Source organism: Streptomyces sp. NPDC006655 (genome assembly GCF_040703965.1).
Lineage (GTDB): Bacteria > Actinomycetota > Actinomycetes > Streptomycetales > Streptomycetaceae > Streptomyces.
This window is the reverse complement of the sequence record NZ_JBEYJU010000074.1, coordinates 1-23,043: the sequence shown is the minus strand read 5'-3', so window position 1 is coordinate 23,043 and position 23,043 is coordinate 1. Positions and strand designations below refer to the sequence as shown.

Annotated in this window: 21 protein-coding genes; 8 read left to right on the top strand and 13 right to left on the bottom strand. The window is 73.6% G+C overall.

What is annotated here, in order from left to right; translation table 11 throughout:
* The first annotated feature begins 127 nt into the window (after positions 1-127).
* On the top strand, positions 128-2,779 hold the full coding sequence (locus AB0958_RS32365; protein WP_366894031.1) for a cellulose binding domain-containing protein: 2,652 nt from the start codon (positions 128-130) through the stop codon (positions 2,777-2,779).
* A gap of 59 nt (positions 2,780-2,838) precedes the next feature.
* Here AB0958_RS32365 and AB0958_RS32360 read toward each other — a convergent pair whose 3' ends face one another.
* Together AB0958_RS32360 and AB0958_RS32355 are read right to left on the bottom strand one after the other, a co-directional pair.
* On the bottom strand, positions 2,839-3,609 hold the full coding sequence (locus tag AB0958_RS32360) for a class I SAM-dependent methyltransferase (RefSeq protein ID WP_366894030.1): 771 nt from the start codon (positions 3,607-3,609) through the stop codon (positions 2,839-2,841).
* Positions 3,610-3,614: 5 nt separating this feature from the next.
* A complete protein-coding gene (locus AB0958_RS32355) occupies positions 3,615-3,920 on the bottom strand; it encodes a 4a-hydroxytetrahydrobiopterin dehydratase (RefSeq protein WP_132893715.1) in 306 nt (101 codons plus the stop codon).
* Positions 3,921-4,185: 265 nt separating this feature from the next.
* Between AB0958_RS32355 and AB0958_RS32350 the strand changes: the two genes are divergently transcribed.
* From AB0958_RS32350 to narJ, 3 genes are all read left to right on the top strand, one after another.
* A complete protein-coding gene (locus AB0958_RS32350) occupies positions 4,186-5,049 on the top strand; it encodes a helix-turn-helix transcriptional regulator (RefSeq protein WP_358984549.1) in 864 nt (287 codons plus the stop codon).
* A gap of 12 nt (positions 5,050-5,061) precedes the next feature.
* A complete protein-coding gene (locus AB0958_RS32345) occupies positions 5,062-5,862 on the top strand; it encodes an SAM-dependent methyltransferase (protein ID WP_366894029.1) in 801 nt (266 codons plus the stop codon).
* Positions 5,863-5,955: 93 nt separating this feature from the next.
* Complete coding sequence (narJ, locus tag AB0958_RS32340; RefSeq protein WP_366894028.1) at positions 5,956-6,438, top strand: nitrate reductase molybdenum cofactor assembly chaperone; 483 nt, start codon at positions 5,956-5,958, stop codon at positions 6,436-6,438.
* A gap of 75 nt (positions 6,439-6,513) precedes the next feature.
* Here narJ and dnaK read toward each other — a convergent pair whose 3' ends face one another.
* The 6 genes from dnaK to AB0958_RS32310 all read right to left on the bottom strand — a co-directional run bounded on the left by dnaK (position 6,514) and on the right by AB0958_RS32310 (position 14,535).
* Positions 6,514-8,367, bottom strand: coding sequence for a molecular chaperone DnaK (gene dnaK, locus AB0958_RS32335; protein WP_366894027.1), 1,854 nt, complete (start codon positions 8,365-8,367; stop codon positions 6,514-6,516).
* Between the two features lie 134 nt (positions 8,368-8,501).
* Positions 8,502-8,927: an OsmC family protein gene (locus AB0958_RS32330; protein WP_366894026.1), complete on the bottom strand. Its 426-nt coding sequence runs from the start codon at positions 8,925-8,927 to the stop codon at positions 8,502-8,504.
* 57 nt (positions 8,928-8,984) lie between these two features.
* On the bottom strand, positions 8,985-10,781 hold the full coding sequence (locus tag AB0958_RS32325; protein ID WP_366894025.1) for a hypothetical protein: 1,797 nt from the start codon (positions 10,779-10,781) through the stop codon (positions 8,985-8,987).
* A complete protein-coding gene (locus tag AB0958_RS32320; RefSeq protein WP_366894024.1) occupies positions 10,778-11,839 on the bottom strand; it encodes a MoxR family ATPase in 1,062 nt (353 codons plus the stop codon). Before AB0958_RS32320 ends, AB0958_RS32325 begins: the two co-directional genes overlap by 4 nt.
* Positions 11,840-11,972: 133 nt before the next feature.
* Positions 11,973-13,973, bottom strand: a complete 2,001-nt coding sequence (locus AB0958_RS32315; RefSeq protein ID WP_366894023.1) for an alkaline phosphatase family protein — start codon at positions 13,971-13,973, stop codon at positions 11,973-11,975.
* Positions 13,974-14,103: 130 nt separating this feature from the next.
* The gene (locus AB0958_RS32310; RefSeq protein WP_366894022.1) at positions 14,104-14,535 is read right to left on the bottom strand and encodes a hypothetical protein; all 432 of its coding nucleotides are present in this window, start codon (positions 14,533-14,535) and stop codon (positions 14,104-14,106) included.
* Between the two features lie 84 nt (positions 14,536-14,619).
* Here AB0958_RS32310 and AB0958_RS32305 point away from each other — a divergent pair, with 84 nt between their 5' ends.
* On the top strand, positions 14,620-15,393 hold the full coding sequence (locus AB0958_RS32305) for an MBL fold metallo-hydrolase (protein WP_366894021.1): 774 nt from the start codon (positions 14,620-14,622) through the stop codon (positions 15,391-15,393).
* Positions 15,394-15,407: 14 nt separating this feature from the next.
* The gene (locus AB0958_RS32300) at positions 15,408-16,031 is read left to right on the top strand and encodes a VTT domain-containing protein (RefSeq protein WP_366894046.1); all 624 of its coding nucleotides are present in this window, start codon (positions 15,408-15,410) and stop codon (positions 16,029-16,031) included.
* A gap of 99 nt (positions 16,032-16,130) precedes the next feature.
* Here the strand turns inward: AB0958_RS32300 and AB0958_RS32295 are convergent, their stop codons facing one another.
* The 3 genes from AB0958_RS32295 to AB0958_RS32285 form a co-directional block, all read right to left on the bottom strand.
* Positions 16,131-17,309 carry an MBL fold metallo-hydrolase gene (locus tag AB0958_RS32295; protein WP_366894020.1) on the bottom strand — a complete coding sequence of 393 codons (1,179 nt, stop codon included), beginning with the start codon at positions 17,307-17,309 and terminating at the stop codon, positions 16,131-16,133.
* The gene (locus tag AB0958_RS32290) at positions 17,306-18,679 is read right to left on the bottom strand and encodes an aminotransferase class I/II-fold pyridoxal phosphate-dependent enzyme (RefSeq protein ID WP_366894019.1); all 1,374 of its coding nucleotides are present in this window, start codon (positions 18,677-18,679) and stop codon (positions 17,306-17,308) included. Before AB0958_RS32290 ends, AB0958_RS32295 begins: the two co-directional genes overlap by 4 nt.
* A gap of 113 nt (positions 18,680-18,792) precedes the next feature.
* Entirely contained in the window at positions 18,793-19,572 is a 780-nt protein-coding gene (locus AB0958_RS32285) for a hypothetical protein (protein WP_366894018.1), read from the bottom strand.
* Positions 19,573-19,810: 238 nt separating this feature from the next.
* On the opposite strand from AB0958_RS32285, the gene AB0958_RS32280 reads away from it, so the two are divergent.
* Together AB0958_RS32280 and AB0958_RS32275 are read left to right on the top strand one after the other, a co-directional pair.
* Entirely contained in the window at positions 19,811-20,191 is a 381-nt protein-coding gene (locus tag AB0958_RS32280; RefSeq protein ID WP_366894017.1) for a DUF2795 domain-containing protein, read from the top strand.
* Between the two features lie 81 nt (positions 20,192-20,272).
* Positions 20,273-20,821, top strand: coding sequence for a type 1 glutamine amidotransferase domain-containing protein (locus AB0958_RS32275; RefSeq protein ID WP_366894016.1), 549 nt, complete (start codon positions 20,273-20,275; stop codon positions 20,819-20,821).
* A 52-nt stretch (positions 20,822-20,873) separates the two neighbouring features.
* On the opposite strand, the gene AB0958_RS32270 is transcribed toward AB0958_RS32275, so the two are convergent.
* A complete protein-coding gene (locus tag AB0958_RS32270; RefSeq protein WP_366894015.1) occupies positions 20,874-21,131 on the bottom strand; it encodes a DUF6158 family protein in 258 nt (85 codons plus the stop codon).
* 82 nt (positions 21,132-21,213) lie between these two features.
* Positions 21,214-22,833 (bottom strand): ATP-binding cassette domain-containing protein, encoded by a 1,620-nt coding sequence (locus AB0958_RS32265; protein ID WP_366894014.1) that lies wholly within the window; start codon positions 22,831-22,833, stop codon positions 21,214-21,216.
* Positions 22,834-23,043: the final 210 nt, after the last annotated feature.

The window sequence follows — 23,043 nt, the reverse complement described above, 5'->3', positions numbered from 1 at the left end:
GCGGAGCGCGCCACACGCGACGGCAGCCGCGCATGAGATACAGCCCGCGCCCCTGACGGGGCGCGCCGGTGGGCGGTCCCTGCCTGCACCAGGGGCCGCCCTTCCCTCTCCGGAGAGGACCTCTCCCGTGCGAAGAACCCGCATCCTCACCGCCGTGCTCGCCCTCGCGGCCGGGCTGCTCGCGGGCACCCCGCCGGCGGTCGCCGCCACCACCCAGCAGGTGGCGCTCGCCGCCGACACGTACACCTGGCACAACGCCCGGATCGACGGCGGTGGTTTCGTCCCCGGGATCGTCTTCAACCGTACCGAGAAGAACCTCGCCTACGCCCGTACCGACATCGGCGGTGCCTACCGCTGGTCGGAGTCGACCAGGAGCTGGACGCCGCTGCTGGACTCGGTCGGCTGGGACGAGTGGGGGCACACCGGTGTGGTCAGCCTGGCCTCCGACTCCGTCGATCCGGACAAGGTGTACGCGGCCGTCGGGACGTACACCAACAGCTGGGACCCGACGAACGGCGCCGTGCTGCGCTCCTCCGACCGGGGTGCCAGCTGGCAGAAGGCCGACCTGCCGTTCAAGCTGGGCGGCAACATGCCCGGGCGGGGCATGGGCGAGCGGCTGGCGGTCGACCCGAACAAGGACAGCGTGCTGTACCTGGGCGCGCCCAGCGGCAAGGGGCTGTGGCGGTCGACGGACTCCGGGGTGAGCTGGTCGCAGGTGACCGGCTTCCCGAACGTCGGCGACTACCGGCAGGACCCGAGCGACACGACGGGGTACGCCAGCGACAACCAGGGCATCGTCTGGGTCACCTTCGACGAGTCCACGGGCACCTCGGGCAGCGCCACGAGAACCGTCTACGTCGGGGTCGCCGACAAGGACAACGCGGTGTACCGGTCGACGGACGCGGGCGCGACCTGGACCCGGCTGGCCGGCCAGCCCACCGGCTACCTCGCCCACAAGGGCGTGCTGGACGCCAGGAACGGCTACCTGTACCTGGCCTACAGCGACACGGGCGGTCCCTACGACGGCGGCAAGGGCCAGTTGTGGCGGTACTCTACGGCGACCGGTGGCTGGACGAACATCAGCCCGGTCGCGGAGGCCGACACCTCCTACGGGTTCAGCGGCCTGACGGTCGACCGGCAGCACCCCGGCACGGTGATGGCGACGGCGTACAGCTCCTGGTGGCCGGACACCCAGATCTTCCGCTCCACCGACAGCGGGGCGACCTGGACGAAGGCGTGGGACTACACCTCGTACCCGAACCGCTCGAACCGCTACACGATCGACGTCTCGTCCTCCCCCTGGCTCACCTTCGGCGCGAACCCGTCGCCGCCCGAACAGACGCCGAAACTGGGGTGGATGACGGAGTCCCTGGAGATCGACCCGTTCGACTCGGACCGGATGATGTACGGCACGGGTGCGACGCTGTACGGCACGGAGAACCTGACGAAGTGGGACAGCGGCGGCCGGTTCACCGTGACGCCCATGGTGCGGGGCCTGGAGGAGACCTCGGTCAACGACCTGGCCGCTCCCCCGTCGGGCGGCGCCCGGCTCTTCAGCGCGCTCGGTGACATCGGCGGCTTCCGGCACACGGACCTCACCGAGGTCCCGTCGATGATGTACACGTCCCCGACCTTCACCACCACCACCGGCCTCGACTTCGCCGAGTCGAACCCGGACACGGTGGTCCGGGTGGGCGACCTGGACTCCGGCCCGCACATCGCGTTCTCGACGGACAACGGCGCCGACTGGTTCGCGGGCACGGACCCCTCGGGGGTGAGCGGCGGCGGTACCGTCGCGGCCGCCGCCGACGGCAGCCGCTTCGTGTGGAGCCCGGCCGGCACCGGCGTCCAGTACACGACGGGGTTCGGCTCGTCCTGGTCGGCGTCCAGCGGCATCCCGGCCGGAGCGGTCGTCGAGTCGGACCGCGCGGACGCGAAGACCTTCTACGGTTTCAAGTCCGGGAAGTTCTACGTCAGTACGGACGGCGGCGCGACGTTCACGGCGTCCGCCGCGACCGGCCTGCCGAGCGGGGACAGCGTGCGCTTCAAGGCACTGCCCGGGACGAAGGGCGACGTGTGGCTGGCCGGCGGCGCGTCGGACGGCGCGTACGGCCTCTGGCACTCGACGGACGGCGGCGCGACCTTCACCAGGCTCTCCGACGTCGACCAGGCCGACACCGTCGGCTTCGGGAAGGCGGCGCCCGGCGCCTCGTACCAGACCCTCTACACCAGTGCGAAGATCGGCGGCGTCCGGGGCGTCTTCCGTTCCACGGACAAGGGCGCGACCTGGACCCGGATCAACGACGACGCCCACCAGTGGGGTTGGACGGGTGCGGCGATCACGGGTGACCCGCGGGTGTACGGCCGGGTGTACGTCTCGACCAACGGCCGGGGTGTGATCTACGGCGACACCTCGGACAGCGACGGAGACGGCGGCGGCACGGATCCGACGCCGACCGGCGCCTGCACGGTCGCCTACCGGATCACCAACCAGTGGGCGGGCGGTTTCCAGGCGGACGTGCGGCTCACCAACACCGGCTCGACGGCGTGGAACGGCTGGACGCTGGGCTGGTCGTTCGCGAACGGGCAGACGGTCGGGCAGCTCTGGAACGCCGACTGGACCCAGTCGGGCACGTCCGTGACGGCCAGGAACGTGAGCTGGAACGGCACGGTGGCCGCGGGCTCCTCGGTGTCCTTCGGTCTCACCGGCGCCTGGACGGGTGCCAATGAGAGACCCACGGCGTTCACCCTGGGCGACCGGACCTGTACGGCCGCTTGACCGGCCGAGGGCGCGGGTCAGGGCTTGCCGAAGGCGGGTCAGGGCTTGCCGAAGGCGGGTCAGGGCTTGCCGAAGGCGCGGACGGTGAAGCGGGGGTCGGGGCGACGGCGGTCCTGGTCCGGCAGGGCCGCCAGCCGATCGGCGAACTCCGCCACCCTGGGGTCGTCGGGGCGCAGCACGGTGAACCAGCCGCGTCGCAGGTCGGCGATGGTGGAGCGGGGGCTGCGGCCCTGGCCGAGGCCGGGGAAGGCGGCCTGCCCGGCGGGAGACAGTCCACTGTGCCGGGCGTGCGCGGTGACGTCGGCGGCCGCGTCCGGTGCGGGGCGTCGGGGACGGTCGGCGAGCACCGCGTCGATGTCGCTGCCGACGTCGTGCGCGGCGGCCTTGTCGACGGTCGTGACGTACACCCCGCCGGGGCGCAGCACCCGCGCGCACTCCGCGACGATCTCACGGGCCTCGGCGCTGTCCCGGGCGAGGTGGAGCAGCCAGACGGTGGTGACCGCGTCGAAGGTGGCGTCCGGGAAGGGGAGCCGCCGTCCGTCGGCGCGTACGACCGCCCCCGGCAGCCGGGCGGCGGCCGTGCGGGCCATGGCGTGCGCACGGTCCGCGGCGGTGACCCGGAGGTCCGGGCGGGCGGCGGCCAGCCGGCGGGTGACGATGCCGGTGCCGCAGCCGAGGTCGAGGAGCCGGCCGGGGCGGCCGGACGGGCCGCCGGGCTGCCCGGCCCGGTCGGGTATCAGGCCGAGGACGGCGTTCGCGGCCGCCGCCGCGCGGGGTTCTCCGCCGCGTGTCGCGTCATAGACACCGGCTTCCTCGTCGTAGTCCAGCACAGGGCTCAGTGTGCGCCGTGGCCCGGGGCGATGTCCTCCACCCTGCGGGCGAGTCCGAAGTCCTTGGCGGTGACGGCGCCGCCCGCGCTGTGGGTGTGCACGGTGAGGGTGACGGTGTGATAGCCGAGGGTGAGGTCGGAGTGGTGGTCGAGTTCGTCCTGGATGGCGGCGATGTGCATGACCAGCGCGGCGGCGGCGACGTGCGAGTCGAGGCGGTAGGCGCGGGCGAGCCGGTCGCCGTCCACCGACCAGCCCGGCAGCTCGGCCAGCCGGTCCTCGATCTCCTTCTGGGACAGCGGTTCGACGGCCATGGTGCGGTTTCCCTCCCGGTTCTGCGGCGGCTTGCGGGGTCTTCGAGCCTACGGGGTGGGGGCGGTGCCGGGCGTGCGGCGCGACCGTGATCGGTCCCGGCTTCCGGCCGGCGTCCCCCGTCGATGTCAAGTAGGCGCGTTTGGCGCGGTGTTGACGCGACGAGGGTTTCGCGCGTAGACACAGGAGGCCGCCTCGACAACGTGTGCGACGGCGGCCTCGCGTGGCAGACTGCACGGGTACTTGTGCACGTAGGGGAGGCGTGGCGTGAGTGAGCGGCGTGCTGCGCCCACGGTCGGTCAGGTCGTGCTCGGCAAGCGTCTGCAGGAGCTGCGGGAGGCGGCGGGCCTGGGCCGGGACGAGGCGGCGCGGGTCCTGCGGGTGGCGCAGGCCACCGTGCGGCGGATGGAGATGGCCGAGGTCGCGCTGAAGATCCCGTACGTCCAGGTGCTGCTGGAGACGTACGGGGTGCCCGAGGAGGAACAGGCCGCGTTCGTGCGGCTCGCCGAGGAGGCCAACCAGCCGGGCTGGTGGCAGCGGTTCCACGACGTGCTGCCGGACTGGTTCAGCCTCTACGTGAGCCTGGAGGGCGCCGCCCGGGTGATCCGCTCCTACGAACCGCACTTCTTCCCCGGCCTGTTGCAGACCGAGGCGTACGCGCGGGCCGTGATGGAGGCCGGGACGATCGGCCACACCGACCCCGCGGCCGTGGAACGGCACGTGGACCTGCGGTTGACCCGGCAGCGGCTGCTGGAGCAGGACGATCCGCCCCACCTGTGGGTCATCATGGACGAGACCGTGCTGCGCCGCCCGGTGAGCATCGACTGCGCGGTGATGCGCGACCAGGTCGACAAGCTGCTCGCCTTCGTCGAGCGGGACCGGATCACCCTCCAGCTGGCCGAGTTCGCCAGTGGCCCGCACCCGGGGACGTACGCGCCGTTCACGCTGTTCCGGTTCGCCGAACCCGAGCTGCCCGACATGGTCTTCACCGAGTACCTGACCGGCGCCCTGTACCTGGACTCCCGGGACGAGGTGGGGGCGCACCTGGAGGTGCTGGACCACATGACGGCCCGGGCCGCCTCCGCGCAGCGGACCGGGGAACTGCTGCGGAAGTACCGCGACGAACTCTGAGGAGCCCAGAACGTGACCGCATCCGAGCCCGCGCCTCCCGCCATCGACACCAGCCGGCCGCACCCGGCGCGGGTGTACGACTGGTGGCTGGGCGGCAAGGACAACTACCCGGTGGACGAGGAGCTCGCCCGCAGGATCCTGGCCGTGGACGGCACGGTGCTGCGCGGGGCGCGCGCCAACCGCCGGTTCATGCAGCGGGCGGTCCGGGTCGCCGCCGAGTCCGGCACCCGGCAGTTCCTGGACATCGGCACGGGCATCCCCACCGAGCCCAACCTGCACCAGGTGGCGCAGGGCGTCGCACCGGAGTCGAAGGTGGTGTACGCGGACAACGACCCGATCGTGCTGCGGCACGCGGAGGCCCTGCTGCGCGGCACCGCGGAGGGCGCCACCGCCTATGTGCACGCCGACGTACGCGACCGCGACACCCTGCTGGCCAGGGCCGCCGAGACCCTGGACTTCACCGAGCCGGTCGCGCTGTCCCTGGTGGCGCTGACCCACTACCTCGGCGACGACGTGTACGGCCTGCTGCGCGGGTACGTCGAGGCGCTCGCCCCGGGCAGCCACCTGATCCTCTCCCAGGTCACCCCGGACCTGAGCCCGGCGGCCGTCGAGCAGGCGGCGGCGAACTTCCGGCGCAGCGGGACGCCCTTCCACCCGCGTTCGCTGCCCGAGTTCTCCCGCTTCTTCGACGGTCTGGAGCTGCTCGGCCCCGGCGTGATCCCGGTCTCCGGGTGGCGCCCGGACCCCGAGGACGTGGCCCTCCAGCAGGAGGGGATCGTGCCGGTGTACGGCGGGGTGGCCCTGAAGGTGTGACCCGTCCGGGCGCCCTGGACGGGTGCGTTCCCGCGTCCGCCCCTAGCGTCGAGACGAGACGAAGGGGGCAGCGAGGGAGGCGAAGGAGGACCGATGCCCTCGGACGCGGTGTTCTACCAGGCGGCGGCGCTCTGTCTGACCTATCCGGACGACGACTTCATCGCCCGGCTGCCGCTGCTGCGCGAAGCCGCCCCGCAGCTGCGGGAGTTCACCGACCACGCGACGGTGACCCCGCCGCCGGAGCTGGCCGCGCACTACGTGTGGGTCTTCGACTCAGAGAACCGGCACGGCCTCTACCTCAGCCGGTGGCAGGACGGCGACACCGGTCGGCGGGGCGGGTCCCTGGTCCGGTTCGAGGACGTCTACAAGGCGTACGGCATCGAGTTCACCGGCGCGGAACTGCCGGACTACCTGCCGGCCGTGCTGGAGTTCACGGCCCGCACCGGCGACACGGACCTGCTCACCGAGCACCGCGCCTGCCTGGAGCGCCTGCGGGGCCGGCTGACCGACATCGGCACGCCCTACGCCTGCGTCCTGAACGCGGTCTGCACCACCCTGCCGGCCACCCGGGAGTGAGTTCCGGCGGTGGCTGGTGCTGTGGCCGGAAAGGTTCACCGGAACGCGACGCCGCGGAGATCCATCAGAAGGGCCCTAGCCGGCGGCGCCCTTCTCGTCGTCCACGATCTCCGCGTCCACCACGCCCTCCTCCTCGGCTTCCGGTGTCCGCTGTTCCTCGGCCGAACCGCCGGCCGCGGCGGCCGACGCGTACATGGCCTGGCCCATCCGCTGGCTGACCGTGGCGAGCTTCTCCACCCCGTTGCGCAGGTCGGCCGTCTCCGCGTTCTCGGCCAGCAGCCGCTTGAGGTCCGCCACCGCCGACTCCACCTCGGTCCTGGTCTCGCCCGCCACCCGGTCGCCGTTGTCCCGGAGGAAGCTCTCCGTCTGGTACACGAGTTGCTCGGCCTGGTTCCGGGTCTCCGCGGCCTCCCGGCGCCTGTGGTCCTCCTCGGCGTACTGCTCGGCCTCCCGCATCATGCGGTCGATGTCGTCCTTGGGCAGGGCCGAACCGCCGGTGACGGTCATCTTCTGCTCACGCCCGGTGGCCAGGTCCTTCGCCGAGACGTGCATGATCCCGTTCGCGTCGATGTCGAAGGCCACCTCGATCTGCGGCACCCCCCGCGGCGCCGGCGGCAGCCCCGTGAGGTCGAAGACGCCCAGCTTCTTGTTGTACGCGGCGATCTCACGCTCGCCCTGGTAGACCTGGATGCCGACGGAGGGCTGGTTGTCCGCGGCGGTCGTGAAGATCTCCGAACGCCTGGTCGGGATCGTCGTGTTGCGCTCGATGAGTTTGGTCATGATGCCGCCCTTGGTCTCGATGCCCAGGGACAGCGGGGTGACGTCGAGCAGCAGCACGTCCTTCACGTCACCGCGGATGACACCGGCCTGGAGGGCCGCCCCGACCGCGACGACCTCGTCCGGGTTGACGCCCTTGTGCGGGTCCTTGCCGGTGAGTTCCTTGACCAGGTCGGTGACGGCGGGCATCCGCGTGGAACCGCCGACGAGGATGACGTGGTCGATCGCGGACAGCTGCACCCCGGCGTCCTTGACGGCCTGGTGGAACGGCTTCTTGCAGCGGTCCAGCAGGTCCGCCGTGAGCTCCTGGAACTGGGCGCGGGTCAGCTTCTCGTCCAGGTGCAGCGGCCCCTCGGCGGACGCGGTGATGTACGGCAGATTGACCGAGGTCTCGGTGGCGGACGACAACTCGATCTTGGCCTTCTCGGCGCCCTCCCGCAGCCGCTGGAGCGCCATCCTGTCGTTGCCGAGGTCGATGCCGTACTGCCCCTTGAACCGCTTCACGAGGTGCTCGACGATCCGCTGGTCCCAGTCGTCGCCGCCGAGGTGGGTGTCGCCGTTGGTGGCCTTGACCTCGATCACGCCGTCGCCGATCTCCAGCAGCGACACGTCGAAGGTGCCGCCGCCGAGGTCGAAGACGAGGACCGTCTGCTCCTCGCCCCGGTCGAGGCCGTAGGCGAGCGCGGCGGCGGTGGGCTCGTTGATGATCCGGAGCACCTTCAGACCGGCGATCTCCCCGGCCTCCTTGGTGGCCTGCCGCTGCGAGTCGTCGAAGTACGCGGGTACGGTGATGACCGCGTCGGTGACGTCCTCGCCGAGGTAGGCCTCGGTGTCCCGCTTGAGCTTCTGCAGCACCCGCGCCGACAGCTCCTGGGCGCGGTAGCGGGTGCCGTCCACGGACCCGCTCTCCGGGAACCGCCAGTGGGCGTCGCCCATGTGCCGCTTCACGGAGCGGGCGGTGCGGTCCACGTTGGTCACCGCCTGCCGCTTGGCGACCTCGCCGACCAGCACGTCGCCGTTCTTCGCGAAGGCCACCACCGACGGGGTGGTGCGGGCCCCCTCGGCGTTGGCGACGACCGTGGGCTCACCGCCCTCCAGCAGGGCCACCACCGAGTTCGTCGTACCGAGGTCGATCCCGACCGCACGTGCCATGTCCGTCCCCTTCCGCCGGGCGCCGCCTCGTCTCCAGCACAAAACCTGAGCGGGCCGTTGTCAATGCCGGGTACCCCGGGAACGGCGATGCCGTGCCCCCGGGCGGGGACACGGCATCGGATGGCGTACGGCGGTCAGGCGAGCTTCGCCGACAGGGTGATGGTGGTGCCGGTCAGGGCCTGGCTGACCGGGCAGTTCTTCTTGGCGTCCTCGGCGGCGGCGGCGAAGCCGTCCTCGTCGAGGCCGGGGACGGTGCCCTCGACGGTCAGGTGGATGCCGGTGATGCCGGTGCCCGGCTGGAAGGTGACGTCGGCGTTGGTGACCAGCTTGGTGGGCGGGGTGCCGGCGCCGGCCAGGGCGTGCGAGAGCGCCATGGAGAAGCAGCTGGAGTGGGCGGCCGCGATCAGCTCCTCCGGGCTGGTCTTGCCGTTCGCCTCCTGGGAGCGGGCGGCCCAGGTGACCGGCTGCTCGCCGATGCCGGAGGAGTCGAAGGTGATGACACCGTTGCCCTCGGTCAGGCTGCCTTCCCAGACGGTGTGTGCGGTACGCGTGGTAGCCACGGTTGTTCCTTTCGGCGGGTGGACCGGTTCGCAACCCCCATCCGATCACATCCCGGCTCAGCGCACGCGGAAGACCGGTCCCCTCGCGCTGAAGGGCAGGCGGGCGCCCTCGGGGATCAGGTAGGCGTGTTCGCGGCGGATCCGCAGCACGTCGCACCAGCCGTCGGTGATCACCAGGACCGGCGCGGCCGGCGGGAAGTCGTCGGCGCGGTGCAGCAGGTCGATGCCGGGCTGCAGGACGGTGCCGCCACGCCCGTGCACGCGGACCCGGCCCGCGATCTCGGTGGCCGGCAGGTAACCGGCGTCATGGGGCGCCGCGTCGCAGAAGACGACCCGGGCGGCCGGGACGTCGCGGGCCTCGGCGTAGGAGGCGATGGCGCCGAGCGCCTTGCCGAGCAGGGTGCGGTCCATGGAGCCGGAGGTGTCGAGAACGACGCCGAAGGTGCAGCGGGCGACCTCCTCGGGCGGGAAGTACCGGCCGGCCCGCGGGATGTCGGGGGTGGACGACTGGCGGCGCGACGGGCGGGCGTAGGACCGTACCGCCACCGGGCGCGGCACGAACTCGTCGAACCAGCGGGCGAGTCGGGCGTCCCAGGGCAGCGGCGGATGGCTGAGCGCGCGGATCTCCTCGACCAGGCCGCCGGGCAGCAGGCCCCGGCCCTGCGACCGGTGCAGGTCGAGGCCCTGGCCGAGGCCCCGGCGGTAGAACTCGTCGAGGTCGACGTACGCGCCCGGCGGTCCGAGCGGCGCGCCCAGGACGTCGCCGCGTCCCTTGCCGCGCAGGGTGGCGAGGCGCCGTGCCCGCCGCAGGTCGCCGGCGATCCGGTCGTACACCTCCTCCGCGGAGAGGTCCTTGAGCTCCGGGTCGTGCAGCAGCCCTTCGGGCATCGTGCCCACCTGCATCTCGACCAGCCAGCCGTTGATGACGTAGTCGCAGGCGATGTTGAAGAGGTAGGGGTCGCGGCCGCCGAGGCGGTCGCCGTGGCGCAGCGCGGCGTGCAGCATCTCGTGGGCGAGGACGAACCGCCACTCCTCGTCGTCCATCGTGCGCAGCGGGTTGACGTAGATCTCGCCGGCCTCGGGGTTGACGGCCGCGACGGCGATGTCGTGGGCGCGGGCCAGTTCGGCGTCGGCGACCAGCCTGATCCCGGCCGCGATGCCGCCGAGCAGCGGGTAGGAGGAGACGAACCAGCTCAGCGCCTGCTCCCAGGGGCGCAGCGGGGTCGGCGGGCCGGTCATCGTGGTGCGGCGGCCGCCGGCCAGGTCCATCGCGCGGGACATGGTGCGGGTCAGCGCGTGCGCGAACCCGAGCTGCCAGTCGGGCACCTGACCGGCCCACCGGTTCCAGGAGAGCAGCAGCTGGTCGGGGTCGCCTCCGCTGGTGCCGCCGCGCTCGTAGGCGGCGGGCACGCCGCCGGCCCGGCGCCAGCCCGCGGCGAGCCGGTCCTCGTCGCCCTCCGGGTAGGACGCGGGCAGGTGGTCGGGGGCCTCGCCGACCGGGAAGGTCTCCAGGAAGCGGTTGACGACGGCGCAGCGGGCGGCGAGGTCGTAGCGGTCCGGCTGGGTGCGCGGGCCGGTGGCGGCGGGCAGGTGGCCGAAGCCGAGGTGGAGGGTGCAGTGGGCCAGCGCCCAGGCCCACTCGGCGGGTTCGGCGCGCCGGGTGGCGTGGGCGTGCAGGACGCCGTCGGAGTCGGCCCGTACCAGCCCCTCGTGCGGGGCGAGTTCGCACTTCTCGTGCCGGCAGACGGTGAACTCGACGGCGCGCAGGGCCGGGTTGGCGCGCAGCAGTTCGACCCCGGCGGCGAAGTTCTCGGCGGCCGGGTCCTGCTTCTTGCGCGCAGCGGTACGCCTCACCGGCGGGCCTCCACCAGCCGGGGCATGTCGCGGGCGGCCTCGATCAGGAACCAGGCGGGCAGCACCGGGTTGCCGTCGGCGTCGGAGGCGATGACGGTCTGGGCGACCTCGACGGAGATCTCCGCGAGCTGCACGAGGAGCGACTTGGCGCGGTACGCGGTCGCCCGGCCGTTCGCCGACATGTGCTCCTTGGCGACGGGCAGTTCCTTGACCAGCCGGCCGCGGAAGGACTCGGCGAGGTAGTACAGCAGGTCGCGGTCCTCGATGCGGTGCGGCCAGCCGGCGTCGCCCCGCAGGATCGCCTCCAGGCCGAAGCGGCTGCGCACGATCTTGACGTATCCGCAGAAGGCGGTCGCGTGCGCGGGGGTGAGCGTGCCGTGCGCGAGGACCTTCAGGGTGGCCTCGTCGAGGTCCCGTCCGAAGGAATGCAGGGCGTCGGAGAGCATGTGCCAGGAGCGCGGGGTGGAGAACGGTTCCTCGGTCTTCGGCGGTTTGGACCACAGGTGGTCGGGCCGGTCGGTGAGGTGGTCGAGGATCCACGGGTGGATGCCGTGGCCCGCGGCCCAGGCGAGCCAGTCGTGCGCGGAGGCCTCCAGATGCACGTGGGCCAGGCGGTTGACCAGGGCGGAGGCGATGGGCCTGGCGAGGGCGTTGTCGGTGGCGCGGTTGCCGGCGCCGATCACGATCGAGCCCTTGGGCAGTTCGTAGTTCCCGATCCGGCGGTCCAGGATCAGCGAGTAGAACGCCTTCTGCACGTCGGGGGTGGCCGCGTTCAGCTCGTCGAGGAAGAGGCAGTACGGCTCGTCGCGGGCGATGGCCTCGGGCGGGCAGAACACCGACCGGCCGTCGCGGATCTGCGGCACCCCGATCAGGTCCTCGGGGGCGAGTTGCGTACCCAGCAGGCTCACGCACTCCAGCCCCAGCGACTCGGCGAACTCCCGCACCAGGGAGGACTTCCCGATGCCGGGCGCGCCCCAGAGGAAGACGGGCCGCACGGTGGCCAGGCCGAGGAGGAGGTCGGGGATACGGGCGGGGGTGACGGTGACGGCTGCCTGCAAAGGGGAGGCTCCTGTGGGGTGTTCGGAAGGGTCGCTTTCGACCGGCTCGAACAGTGTGTGCCGGGAGCCGGGCGAACGCAGCCGATTTTTCACCGGTGGGGACGCGCCCCGGCCGGCCGCGCGCCCCCACCGGCTACGCGGCCCTCTCCCCCTCCACGGCCAGGGGAACCTGCGGCCCGTCCGCCTCCAGGAGCCACCGCCGCAGCACCCCGTGCACCGCCTCGGCCCCCACGAGCTCCTCACCCTCCGCCACCGGGGCGGACACACCGGCAGGCGACAACAGGAACGGCCGCCCCTGCGCGCCCCCCAGTCCCCCGTGCGAGCCGATCTGCTCCTCGAACGCCAGGACCTCGCCGTCCTCCGGGTCGTACCAGGAGTTGACCATGATGTCGGCGGTGTGCGGGAAGGAGTGGGTGCGCCGGACGGCGTCCGCGGCGCCCGGCCCGAAGGCGGCCAGCGGTCCCGGCTGGGTGTCCAGCCGGTCGAGCGGGATCTCGGCGCCGTGGGCGCCGAGCACCACCCCGCCGTGTTCCTCGCTGCGGACCAGCAGGAAGCCGACGCCCGGGTGGTTGGCGAGGGTGGTGAGCAGCGCCGGGTGGCGGGCGTCCAGCTCCTCCTTGGTCATCCGGTGCGGCACGTCCGGGAAGGAGATCAGCCCGAGGTTGCCGGAGGCGAGCACGACGGGTTCCGAGTGCCGGGTCGGCCGGTGCTTCCCGCCGCCCTCCTCGACCGGTCTGCGCAGGGCCGCGCGGACGGCGGCCCGCGCCTCGGTGCCGCTGTGCGTGCGTTCGGCGCGCCGCGGCACGGGCAGTCCGCAGCCGGCCCTGACCAGGTCGCCGAGGGTCAGCCCGTAGCGGGAGCGGAAGGTCTCGCCGGGGCTCTGCCCGTGGTCGGAGAGGACGACGATCCGGTACTGCCGGGGGGCGTGCTCGGCGGCCTTCTCGATCAGGGCGAGGGCGCGGTCCAGGCGTTGCAGCACCTTGTCGGCGTCCCTGCTGTGCGGGCCGGAGTGGTGGGCGACCTCGTCGTAGGCGACCAGGTCGGCGTAGACGGCGCTGCGGCCGCCGAGCAGGTCGCCGATGACGGCGGCGACCACGACGTCCCGTTCGACGACCGTCGCGAAGGCGCGGACGAGGGGATAGAGACCGCCGCGGCCCACCCGCGGGCGCTGCCTGCGCAGCCGGGCCGTGACGGACTGGCCCACCTCCCGGCCGACCTCGGCGAAGAAGGAGAGGGCGGTGCGGACGGCGTTGGCGGGGTCGGCGAAGTAGGCGAAGTAACCGGCCCGGGAGCGGTTCTTGCGGTCCCGGCGGCGGATCGCTATGGACAGCACCAGGGCCTGTTCCTCGGCGCCGCCGCTGAAGAGGTTGCCGCGGCTGGCGCCGTCGACGGTGAGCAGCCCCCCGTCGGCGGTGCGCTCGACGGCGCGGCGCTGGAGTTCGGCGGCGCTGGTCGGCCGGTTGCAGACCATCACCTCCTGGCTGTCCTTCTCGTACCAGCGGAAGGCGGGGACGTCGAAGTTCGAGCCGTGCAGGATGCCGAGCTGGCTGGCGCCGGTCTGGCTGGACCAGTCGGTGCGCCAGGGGGTGAGCCGGTGGCCGGCGGCCAGCCAGGCGGCCACGGTGGGCATCAGGCCCCTGGCGACGGCGGTGGTGAGGACGTCGTGGCCGACGCCGTCGAGCTGGAGCAAGACGGTGCCGGGGGCGGTCGGGCAGGGCGGGTGGGATCTGCGGCGGCGGGTGGCCAGCCGGGACAGCCGGTGCCGGTAGGCGTCGTCGTCGCGGACGGCGAGGGCGCCGCCGGTGGCGGAGGCGACCGCGGACATCACGGCGGCCACGATCACGGCTGTCTCCGGGGCGGCCTCGCTCTGCCCGGAGGGGTTGACGCGCAGGGCGACCAGGAGCAGGGAGCCGTTGAGGAAGAAGACCAGCAGGCCGAGGACGAGGGCGGGCACCAGCAGCAGCAGTCGGACGAGCAGGGGCCACACGACGGCCGACAGCACACCGAAGGCACCGGCCCCGAGGGCCGCGGTCATCGCGATCCGGGTGGCGCTGTCACCGTCCGGGGACTGGAGCTGGAAGTCGGGCAGGATCCCGGCGAGCACCAGCATGGTGACGGTGGACACCGCCCACACCGCCACACTCCGCCCGATCTGACTGACGACCCGCCGCCACCGCACGCCCCACCGACCTCGACTCCGGGACCCGCGCCGCCCGCGGATCGGTCCCCCGACCAGACTGTCATACGGGCGTCGGCCCCTGGCCCTACCGCCCGTCGTACCCGGCCGTCGGCATGGAGAGACGCCGGTGGACCCGGGCCTTCATCTGGGCGTCGTAGCAGGGCTCGGCGCGGCCCACCGTCTCCACCCGCACCCCGCGTCGGGCGCACTCCGCCGTGAAGGCCTCCACCGACGACAGCGCGCTCTCCAGCACCCGTCTGCTCGGTGCCACGAACACGTCGAGGCCGGGACGGACGCCCGCCCACAGGGCGCTGTGGTCGTGACGCAGGCCACGGACCAGGAGTTCGCGGGCGACGACGTACCCGTGCTCCACGGCCCAGCGCGCGCACATCGCGTGCTGGCTGCGGGAATCGACCAGAAAGGGGTCGATCTCCAGCTCCTCCAGGGGCGTAAGACTCGCGATGGCGGTCACCCGCACCGGCGCGAGCCCGCCGGAGGCACCCCGCACCTGTCCCATGGCGTCCCCCTCACCTCCGGGTTTCGCCGCCGACCCTACTCCTGCACGTAGGCTTCGGGGAGTCGCGCGAAGGAGGCAAAGAGGGTGCCGGTGGAGATCACCTGGTGGGGCCACGCCACCTGCACGATCGAGGATTCGGGCGTACGACTGCTCACCGATCCTCTGTTCGCGCGCCGGCTCGCCCATCTGCGCCGGCGCCGGGGCGCCCCGCCCCCGCCCGAGGCCCGCCGCGCGGACCTCGCGCTCGTCTCCCACCTGCACGCCGACCATCTGCACGTCCCCTCGCTCGCCGGGCTCGCCCCGGGCACGCGCCTGCTTGTGCCCCGGGGCGCACAACGCGCGGTGCCCGCGCTCCGTCGGCTCCGGCAGCTGCACGTCACCGAGGTCGGTGTCGGCGACGAGATACACGTCGGCCCGCTCGTCGTCCGTGCCGTGCCCGCGCTGCACGACGGCCGCCGGCTGCCGGTCGGCCCGCAGCGCTCCCCCGCCCTCGGGTACGTGGTCGAGGGCGCGGCACGGACGTACTTCGCCGGGGACACCGGGCTGTTCGACGAGATGGCCGAGGTGGTGGGCCCGGTGGACGTGGCGCTGCTGCCGGTGGGCGGCTGGGGGCCGTACCTCGGGGAGGGACACCTGGACGCCGGGCGGGCGGCGCGGGCGGTGGCGCGGCTGGCGCCCCGCAGCGCGGTGCCGGTGCACTACGGCACGTACTGGCCGATCGGCATGGACGCTGTGCGCCCCCACGAATTCCATGCGCCGGGTGACGAGTTCGTGCGCCTCGCGGCCGAGTACGCGCCGCGGGTGGCGGTGCACCGGCTCGAACACGGGGAGCGCGTGCGGCTGGAGGTCGCGCGGTGAGACTGCTGCTGGTCATGGCGGCCGCCGGGTCCACCGCGGCGACCCCGTCGTCCGTCGGGTCGGCGCAGCAGGCGATCGGGTATCCGACGCTGTTCCTGCTGGTGCTGGTCGGCGCGTTGGTACCGGTGGTGCCGACGGGGGCGCTGGTGAGTTCGGCGGCGGTGGTGGCGTTCCACCAGACGGCGCCGTTGGCGCTGGCGCTGGTGTTCGTGACGGCGTCGCTGGCGGCGTTCCTCGGCGACGCGGCGCTGTACTGGCTGGGGCGGCGTGGGCTGCGGTCGAAGAACGGGTCGCGGTGGCTGGAGGCGATCCGGTCGCGGGCGCCCGAGGAGCGGCTGGAGCAGGCGCAGGGGAAGCTGGCCGAGCACGGGGTGGCGGTGCTGGTGCTGTCCCGGCTGGTGCCCGCCGGGCGCATACCGGTGATGCTGGCGTGTCTGCTGGCCGAGTGGCCGCTGCGGCGGTTCGCGCGGGGGAACGCGGCGGCGTGTCTGGCGTGGGCGGCGACCTATCAGGTGATCGGGATTCTGGGTGGGTCGTTGTTTCCGGAGCCGTGGGAGGGGGTTGTGGTGGCGGTCGCGCTGACGGTGCTGATCAGTGTGGCGCCGGGGGTGTGGCGGCGGGTTCGGTCCCCCGGGTGACGGTGCGTTGCGGGGCGCGGGTGCGGTTGTGGTTGCTCGCGCAGTTCCTCCCCCAGCCTTCGGCCGGGGGGACCCCCAGCGCCCCCAAAGGGGCGCGACTTAGTTGGCGGCGCTCCGTAGCGGAGTCTGTTCCAGGGTCCTCGAACCCCCCACCGGCAGGTCCCAGAGATCTTCCCGGCGCAGGCCCGCGCTGTCCCAGGCCGCCCGGACCCGGGTGAGCGGCTCCAGGACCGGTTCTGCCGACAGGATGAACGTGCCCCAGTGCATGGGGGCCATCCGCCGCGCGCCGACGTCCTGCGTCGCCCGGACCGCCTCCTCCGGGTCGAGGTGGACGTCGCGGAGCCACCAGCGGGGGTCGTAGGCGCCGATCGGCATCAGGGCGAGGTCGATGCCGGGGTGGCGTCGGCCGATGCGGGAGAACCAGTGGCCGTAGCCCGTGTCGCCGGCGAAGTAGACGCGCTGTCCGCCGGGGCCGGTGAGCACCCAGCCGCCCCAGAGGCTGTGACAGGTGTCGGTGAGGGTGCGCTTGGACCAGTGGTGGGCGGGGACGAAGTCGAAGCGGACGCCGGACAGTTCGGCCGCCTCCCACCAGTCGAGCTCGGTGACGGTGGTGAAGCGGCGGCGCCGGAACCAGCCGCCGAGGCCGGCGGGTGCGAAGACGGGGGTGTCGCGCGGCAGTCGGCGCAGGGTGGGGGCGTCCAGGTGGTCGTAGTGGTTGTGGCTGATGACGACGGCGTCGATGCGCGGCAGCGTCTCCCAGGGGACGCCCACCGGGGTGATCCGGGCCGGGGTCCCGAGGATGCGGCGGGACCAGACGGGGTCGGTGAGGACGGTGAGGCCGCCGATCCGGACGACCCAACTGGCGTGCCCCGCCCAGGTGACGGCGACGGTGCCGGTGTCCACGGGGGACAGCGGGGCGGGTTCGCAGGGCAGTCCGGCTATGTCGGCGAGACCCTGGCGGCCGGGGCGGACGGAGCCTTCGCGGGCGAAGCGGGCCATGGCCTTGAGACCGGGCAGGGGGGCGGTGAGACGGTCGTGGAAGGTCCGCGGCCAGACCCGGAGTTCGCCCAGCGGGCGGGGTTCGGCGAGCGGCGGGTCGGCAGCCGTGATGACGGCGGGCGGCGGGCCGGCGTTGGTGATGACGGCGGGCGTCGTAGCGGTGGCCGTCGAAGCGGTGATCGTCGTGGCGGCAGGCGTCGTAGCGGTGGTGGTCGTGGCGGCGGGCGGTGTGTCGGCGGTCGTCGTGGCGGGCCCTTGCTCTTGCGTCTGCTGCGTCATCGAGGAGGCTCCCATCGCTGAGCGTCGTCGCGGAGATCGTCGAGTACCGACCTCAAGGACATCAACGCGCGTTGCACGTGTGGCAGTTCCAACGGCGCGGGGGACGTGAGGCATTCCAGACGTTCCTCGTCGGTGCCGCCCAGCAGCGGCCCGGTGGCGAGCCGTACCCGCAGTGCGCCCAGGTCGTCGCCGAAGCGGTGACCGCCGGGTGCGGGCATGCCGAGGCGTGCGGTGAGGAAGTCCTCCAACTCCTGTGCGTCGCCGACGCCTCGGGCGCCGAGCCCGGCCCGCAGCGGCTCCAGGTCGACGTACAGGTGACGGCCGGCCTGCGGGGGCCGGGCCAGCGCGCCGCCGGCGACGACCGCGGTGTGCGCGGCGGCGGCCACGCGCGCGTGCAGTCGTACGGCGGCGGCGCGACGTACGACGACGGGTTCGGGTTCGTCGAGCGCGTGACGGGCGGCGACCGCGACCGGGCCGGCGAGGCGGGCGCCCATCGCGGTGAGGACGTCGAGCACGCGCGCGTGCAGTGCCGTACCGGTGTCGTCCGCCGGGAACCGGGCCACGGCGGCGGGCCAGCCCGCCGGCAGCAGACCGCCGGCCAGATCGGTGACCACGGTGACCCGGTCCGGCAGCATCTCCGCGGGACTGAGCAGCACGGTGGCGTCCGGGGCGTGCAGGGTGTCGCGCCAGGTCTCGTCGCTGACCAGGTGCAGTCCCTCGCCCGCCGCCGCCTCCACGGTCTCGTGCAGCAGTTCGGGCGGGGCGACGGTGGCGGTCGGGTCGTCGGCGACGGAGAGCACGAGCAGCCGCGGGTCGCCGCCCTCGTCGCGGACCCGGCGCACCGTCTCCAGCAGCGCGTAGGGGTCGGGGACGCCCCCGGACTCGGCCGGGGTGGCCACATGGAAGACGGGCCGACCGAGCAGCCGGGCGTACGGTGCCCACCAGGCGGCGCAGGGACGCGGCACCAGGACGTCGCCGCCGAGCGCCGCGGTGAGCGCGAGGAGCAGGGCGGGGGCGCCGGGTCCGGCGGTGAGGCGGCCGGGCGTGCCGGGCAGCCCGCGGCGCTCCCAGTAGCCGTGGGCCGCGTCCAGCAGCGCGGGCCCGCCGCCGACGGGTTCCTCCCCGCCCCGGCTCGCGGCGGCGGACAGCACGGCGGAGAGTTCGGGCAGGACCGGCAGCCCGTCGTCGGGCAGGGCCGGCCCGAAGCGGACGGGCCCATGTCCCGCGGCTCCGGTGGACGTGCCGCGGGGCCGCTCGGCCGACCCGCCGGGCACCCCCGCCCCGCCCTCGGCCCCGCCACACGCAGCCTGCGTCCGTCCGGCAGGCGTGCCCTGCGTCGGTCCGTGGCCCTCGGGGTCCGTCCGCCGCATGTCCGCCTCCGCGCAGTCCGTGGTGCCGTGTGCTGTCCGGGCCGTGCCACCTCCTCGCGGGGGTGGCCCACGGTGCCGGAGTGGTTGCTCCGGGGTACCCGGTCCCGGCCGTGTCACCCGTCCGCGCCGGACCGTCCGCCGAACAGCCGGTGCTGCCTGCCGCCCCACAGCCGGTACCCCGCGCCGCAGCAGGCGGCCGCGATCAGCAGCGCGCCCGCGGCCAGGGCCGGCACGGAACCGGTGTAGGAGCCGCCGTCCCCTGCCGCCACGCCGTGCTGGACGCCCGCCGGGACGCAGGCCGCGGCATCGCCCCGCACCCCGTCGCACTCCCGCCCGTCACCCCCGCGTCCGGCCGTACCGTCGCCCCCGCGTCCAGCGGTGGCCTCGTCCCCGCGTCCAGCGGTGGCCTCGTCCCCGCGGAACTCCGCCGTGCCGTCGCCCGCAGGGGGTTCCACGGCGCCGCCGTCCCCGTGCGCGGCCGTGCCGTCGCCCCCGCCCGGAACCCTGCCCCCGTCACCCCGCGGCCCCGTGATGCCGTCGCCGCCCGGGAGGACCCCTTCTGCGCCCTGCGGACCCGTGGCGTCGTCCCCGTGCGGGACCGCGGCCCCGCTGCCGTGCGAGTCCGTGCCGCCCTGGTCCGGTGCGACACCCGGGGCGGGCGGGGCGGGCGGGGTCCAGGGCCGCTGCCGGTCGCCGCCCGCCCCCGCCGGGCAGGTCCCGTCGGCGGCGCGGGTACCGTCGGCGACGGCGCCCGCCGTACCCGCCTCCGTATAGCTCTCACAGCCCACGGGGCTCGCCCCGGCGGCGGGGCCGGCGGCCGCGGCCGTACCGGCGACGCCGAACGCGGCACCCGTCAGGACGGCGACGGACAGGGCGCGAACGGTGCGGCGCATGACGGGAACTCCTCGCACGGACGACTCCGGGGGCACGGGGCCCGTACCTCCGCAGCCATCACAGCCCGCCCCGGGCCCCGCCGCGCGCGGCCGACCCCCATTCGCGGGACATCCGCGCCCTTCCGGGTGACCTGACCGCCCGGAACCGGCGTGTCGGGAACCGCCGGACGGATCCCTGTGTCGGCCCCCCGTCCTCGGGTACGCGGGCGGCACCCCCTGATGTACCTGGAGGGAGAACATGCAACGAGGCAGTGACCGGCTGAACGTGCACCGGGACGACGAGATGAAGCACGAGTTGCAGGGCCTGCTCAGGTCCGGCCATCCGACACGGAGCGAGGAGTGGAACGATCCCGAGCCGCCCGCCGACGACGATCCGGAGCTGTTCCGCGCCGGGGTGGCTCCCGGGGTCGGTGAGCAGCCGTCACCGGAGGCGGTGCGGCTGCTCCTGGCCCGGTCCCTGACCCGGCACGACTTCCCGGCGGCACCGAGCGAGCTGACCCGGACGCTGCGGCGGGGCCACGCCCCCGACGCCCTGGTCGAGCGGGTCTCCCGGCTGCCGCACCGGACACGCTACGACAGCCTGCTGGCGCTGGCGGAGGCGGTGTCCGTCGGAGAGTGAGGCCCGGGAGACGGAGCCCCTGAGAAGGACAAGACGCTGGCGCGCGGGTCGTCGACCCGCGCGCGGAAGGGAGTGAACATCATGCGTATCGCGTTTCTGACCGCGCCCGAGGGCGTCGAGCAGGTGGAGCTGACCGAGCCGTGGAAGGCGGCGTCCGACGCCGGGCACGAGCCGGTCCTGGTGTCGACGGCACCGGGGAAGGTCCAGGGCTTCGACCATCTCGACAAGGCGGACACGTTCCCGGTGGACGAGGTGGTCGGCGAGGCGTCCGCGGACTCGTTCGGGGCGCTCGTCCTGCCGGGCGGGGTCGCCAACCCGGACTTCCTGCGGACGGACGAGAAGGCCGTCGCGTTCGTGAAGGACTTCTTCGACGCGGGCCGGCCGGTCGCCGCCATCTGCCACGCGCCCTGGACGCTGGTGGAGGCCGACGTCGTACGCGGCCGGACGCTCACGTCCTGGCCGAGCCTGCGGACCGACATCCGCAACGCGGGCGGCACCTGGGTGGACGAGCAGGTCAAGGTCTGCGACGGCGGCCCGAACAAGCTGATCACCAGCCGCAAGCCGGACGATCTCAAGGCGTTCTGCGAGGCGTTCCTCGCCGTGTTCGCCGAGGCCGGAAAGGCCGGCTGAGCGAGGGGGTCCCGCGACGCCGAGCGTGGGGGCCCCCGCCGCGCCGCGGAGTTCAGCTCGCCGGGGTCCCCGGCGCCGCCGCCTCGGCGCAGCTGCGCTCCCGGGCGCCCTCCCGGGTGCGGCCGGCGGCGACGAGGCGGCGCGGATTACGGCGCAGGTACTCGCCCTCCAGCTGGGCCATGCGCTCGTTGTGGGCGCGCAACGCGTCGTTGGAGCCGTACAACAGGGTGTCGTGGCGGGTCCGGTGGATGGTCTCCAGCTCCTTCATGAGCTGCTGGTCGTCCAGCCGGCTGGGGTCGACTCCGGTCATGGTGGTACCCCGCTCGTCGTGTGGGTCCCGGCGGTCCGGATTCCTGCCTCCACTGTACGAACATCCGGGCCCGCGGGCCTCCCTACCGGACGCGCTCCACACGGCGCTCGTCCCAGACCGGCTCGGCGGACTCCCGGACCCGGCCGTCGCTGCCGAAGACCAGGAACCGGTCGAAGGAGCGGGCGAACCAGCGGTCGTGGGTGACCGCGAGCACCGTGCCGTCGAAGGCCTCCAGACCCTCCTGGAGGGCTTCGGCGGATTCCAGGTCGAGGTTGTCGGTCGGCTCGTCGAGGAGCAGCGCCGTCACGCCCTGCAGTTCCAGCAGGAGGATCTGGAACCGCGCCTGCTGGCCGCCCGACAGCCGTTCGAAGGTCTGCTCGGCCTGCTGGGTCAGTTCGTAGCGGCGCAGCCGGGACATCGCCGCGCCGCGGTCCTGGGAGTGTTCCGTCCAGAGGATGTCGAGGAGGACGCGGCCCTGGAGTTCGGGGTGGGCGTGGGTCTGGGCGAAGTGGCCGGGCACGACGCGTGCGCCCAGCTTCCACTGACCGGTGTGCGCCACGTCCTCGCCGGCCAGCAGCCGCAGGAAGTGCGACTTGCCGGAGCCGTTTGAGCCGAGCACGGCGACCCGCTCCCCGTAGAAGACCTCCAGGTCGAAGGGTTTCATCAGGCCGGTGAGTTCGAGTCCCGCGCAGGTGACGGCGCGGACGCCGGTACGGCCGCCCTTGATGCGCATCCTGATGTCCTGCTCGCGCGGCGGCTCCGGAGGCGGTCCGGCCTCCTCGAACTTGCGCAGCCGGGTCTGGGCGGCCGCGTACCGGGACGCCATCTCGTGGGAGACCGCGGCGGCCTGACGAAGCGTCAGCACCAGCTTCTTGAGCTGGGCGTGCTTCTCGTCCCAGCGGCGGCGCAGCTCCTCGAAGCGGGCGAAGCGTTCGCGGCGGGCGTCGTGGTAGGTGGCGAAGCCGCCGCCGTGCACCCAGGCGTCGGCGCCGGTGGGCGACGGTTCCACGGAGACGATCTTCTCGGCGGCCCGGGCGAGGAGTTCGCGGTCGTGGGAGACGAACAGGACCGTCTTGCGGGTCTCCTTCAGCTGCTGCTCCAGCCAGCGCTTGCCGGGGACGTCCAGGTAGTTGTCCGGCTCGTCGAGGAGCAGCACCTCGTCGGCGCCCCGGAACAGCGCCTCCAGCACCAGCCGCTTCTGCTCACCGCCGGAGAGGGTGCGCACCTGCCGCCACTGGGCCTTCTCGTACGGCACCCCGAGCGCGGCCGTGGTGCACATGTCCCACAGCGTCTCGTGTTCGTAGCCGCGCACCTCGGCCCAGTCGGCGAGGGCCTGCGCGTAGCGCAGCTGGGCGGACTCGTCGTCGACGGTCATGATGCCGTGCTCGGCCTCGTCGACGGCCCGCGCGGCCTGCTGGATGCCGGGCGGCGCGACCGACACGAGCAGGTCGCGCACGGTCGTCTCGTCGCGCACCGAGCCCACGAACTGGCGCATCACGCCGAGGCCGCCGCTCACGGTGACGGTGCCGCCGTGCGGCTTGAGCTCGCCGGAGATCAGCCGGAGCAGAGTGGTCTTGCCGGCGCCGTTGGGGCCGACCAGGGCGACGGCGGCGCCCTCGCCCACCCGGAAGGAGACGTCGCCGAGCAGCGCCCTCCCGTCGGGGAGGTAGTACTCGAGGTGCGCGGCTTCCAGATGTCCCATGGTCAGGGATTCTGCGGGGGGCACCGCCGGTGGGGCAAACCGTTATCGGGGGGGCGTTCGAAAAGGTCGGGTGCGGGTGCGTAGTGGTTGACTCGCGCAGTTCCCCGCGCCCCTTTCAGGGGCGCCCGGTCCACGCGCCTGAAAGGGGCGCTGGGGGTACCCCCGGCCGGAGGCTGGGGGAGGAACTGCGCGACCAGCCCCCACCGGGCC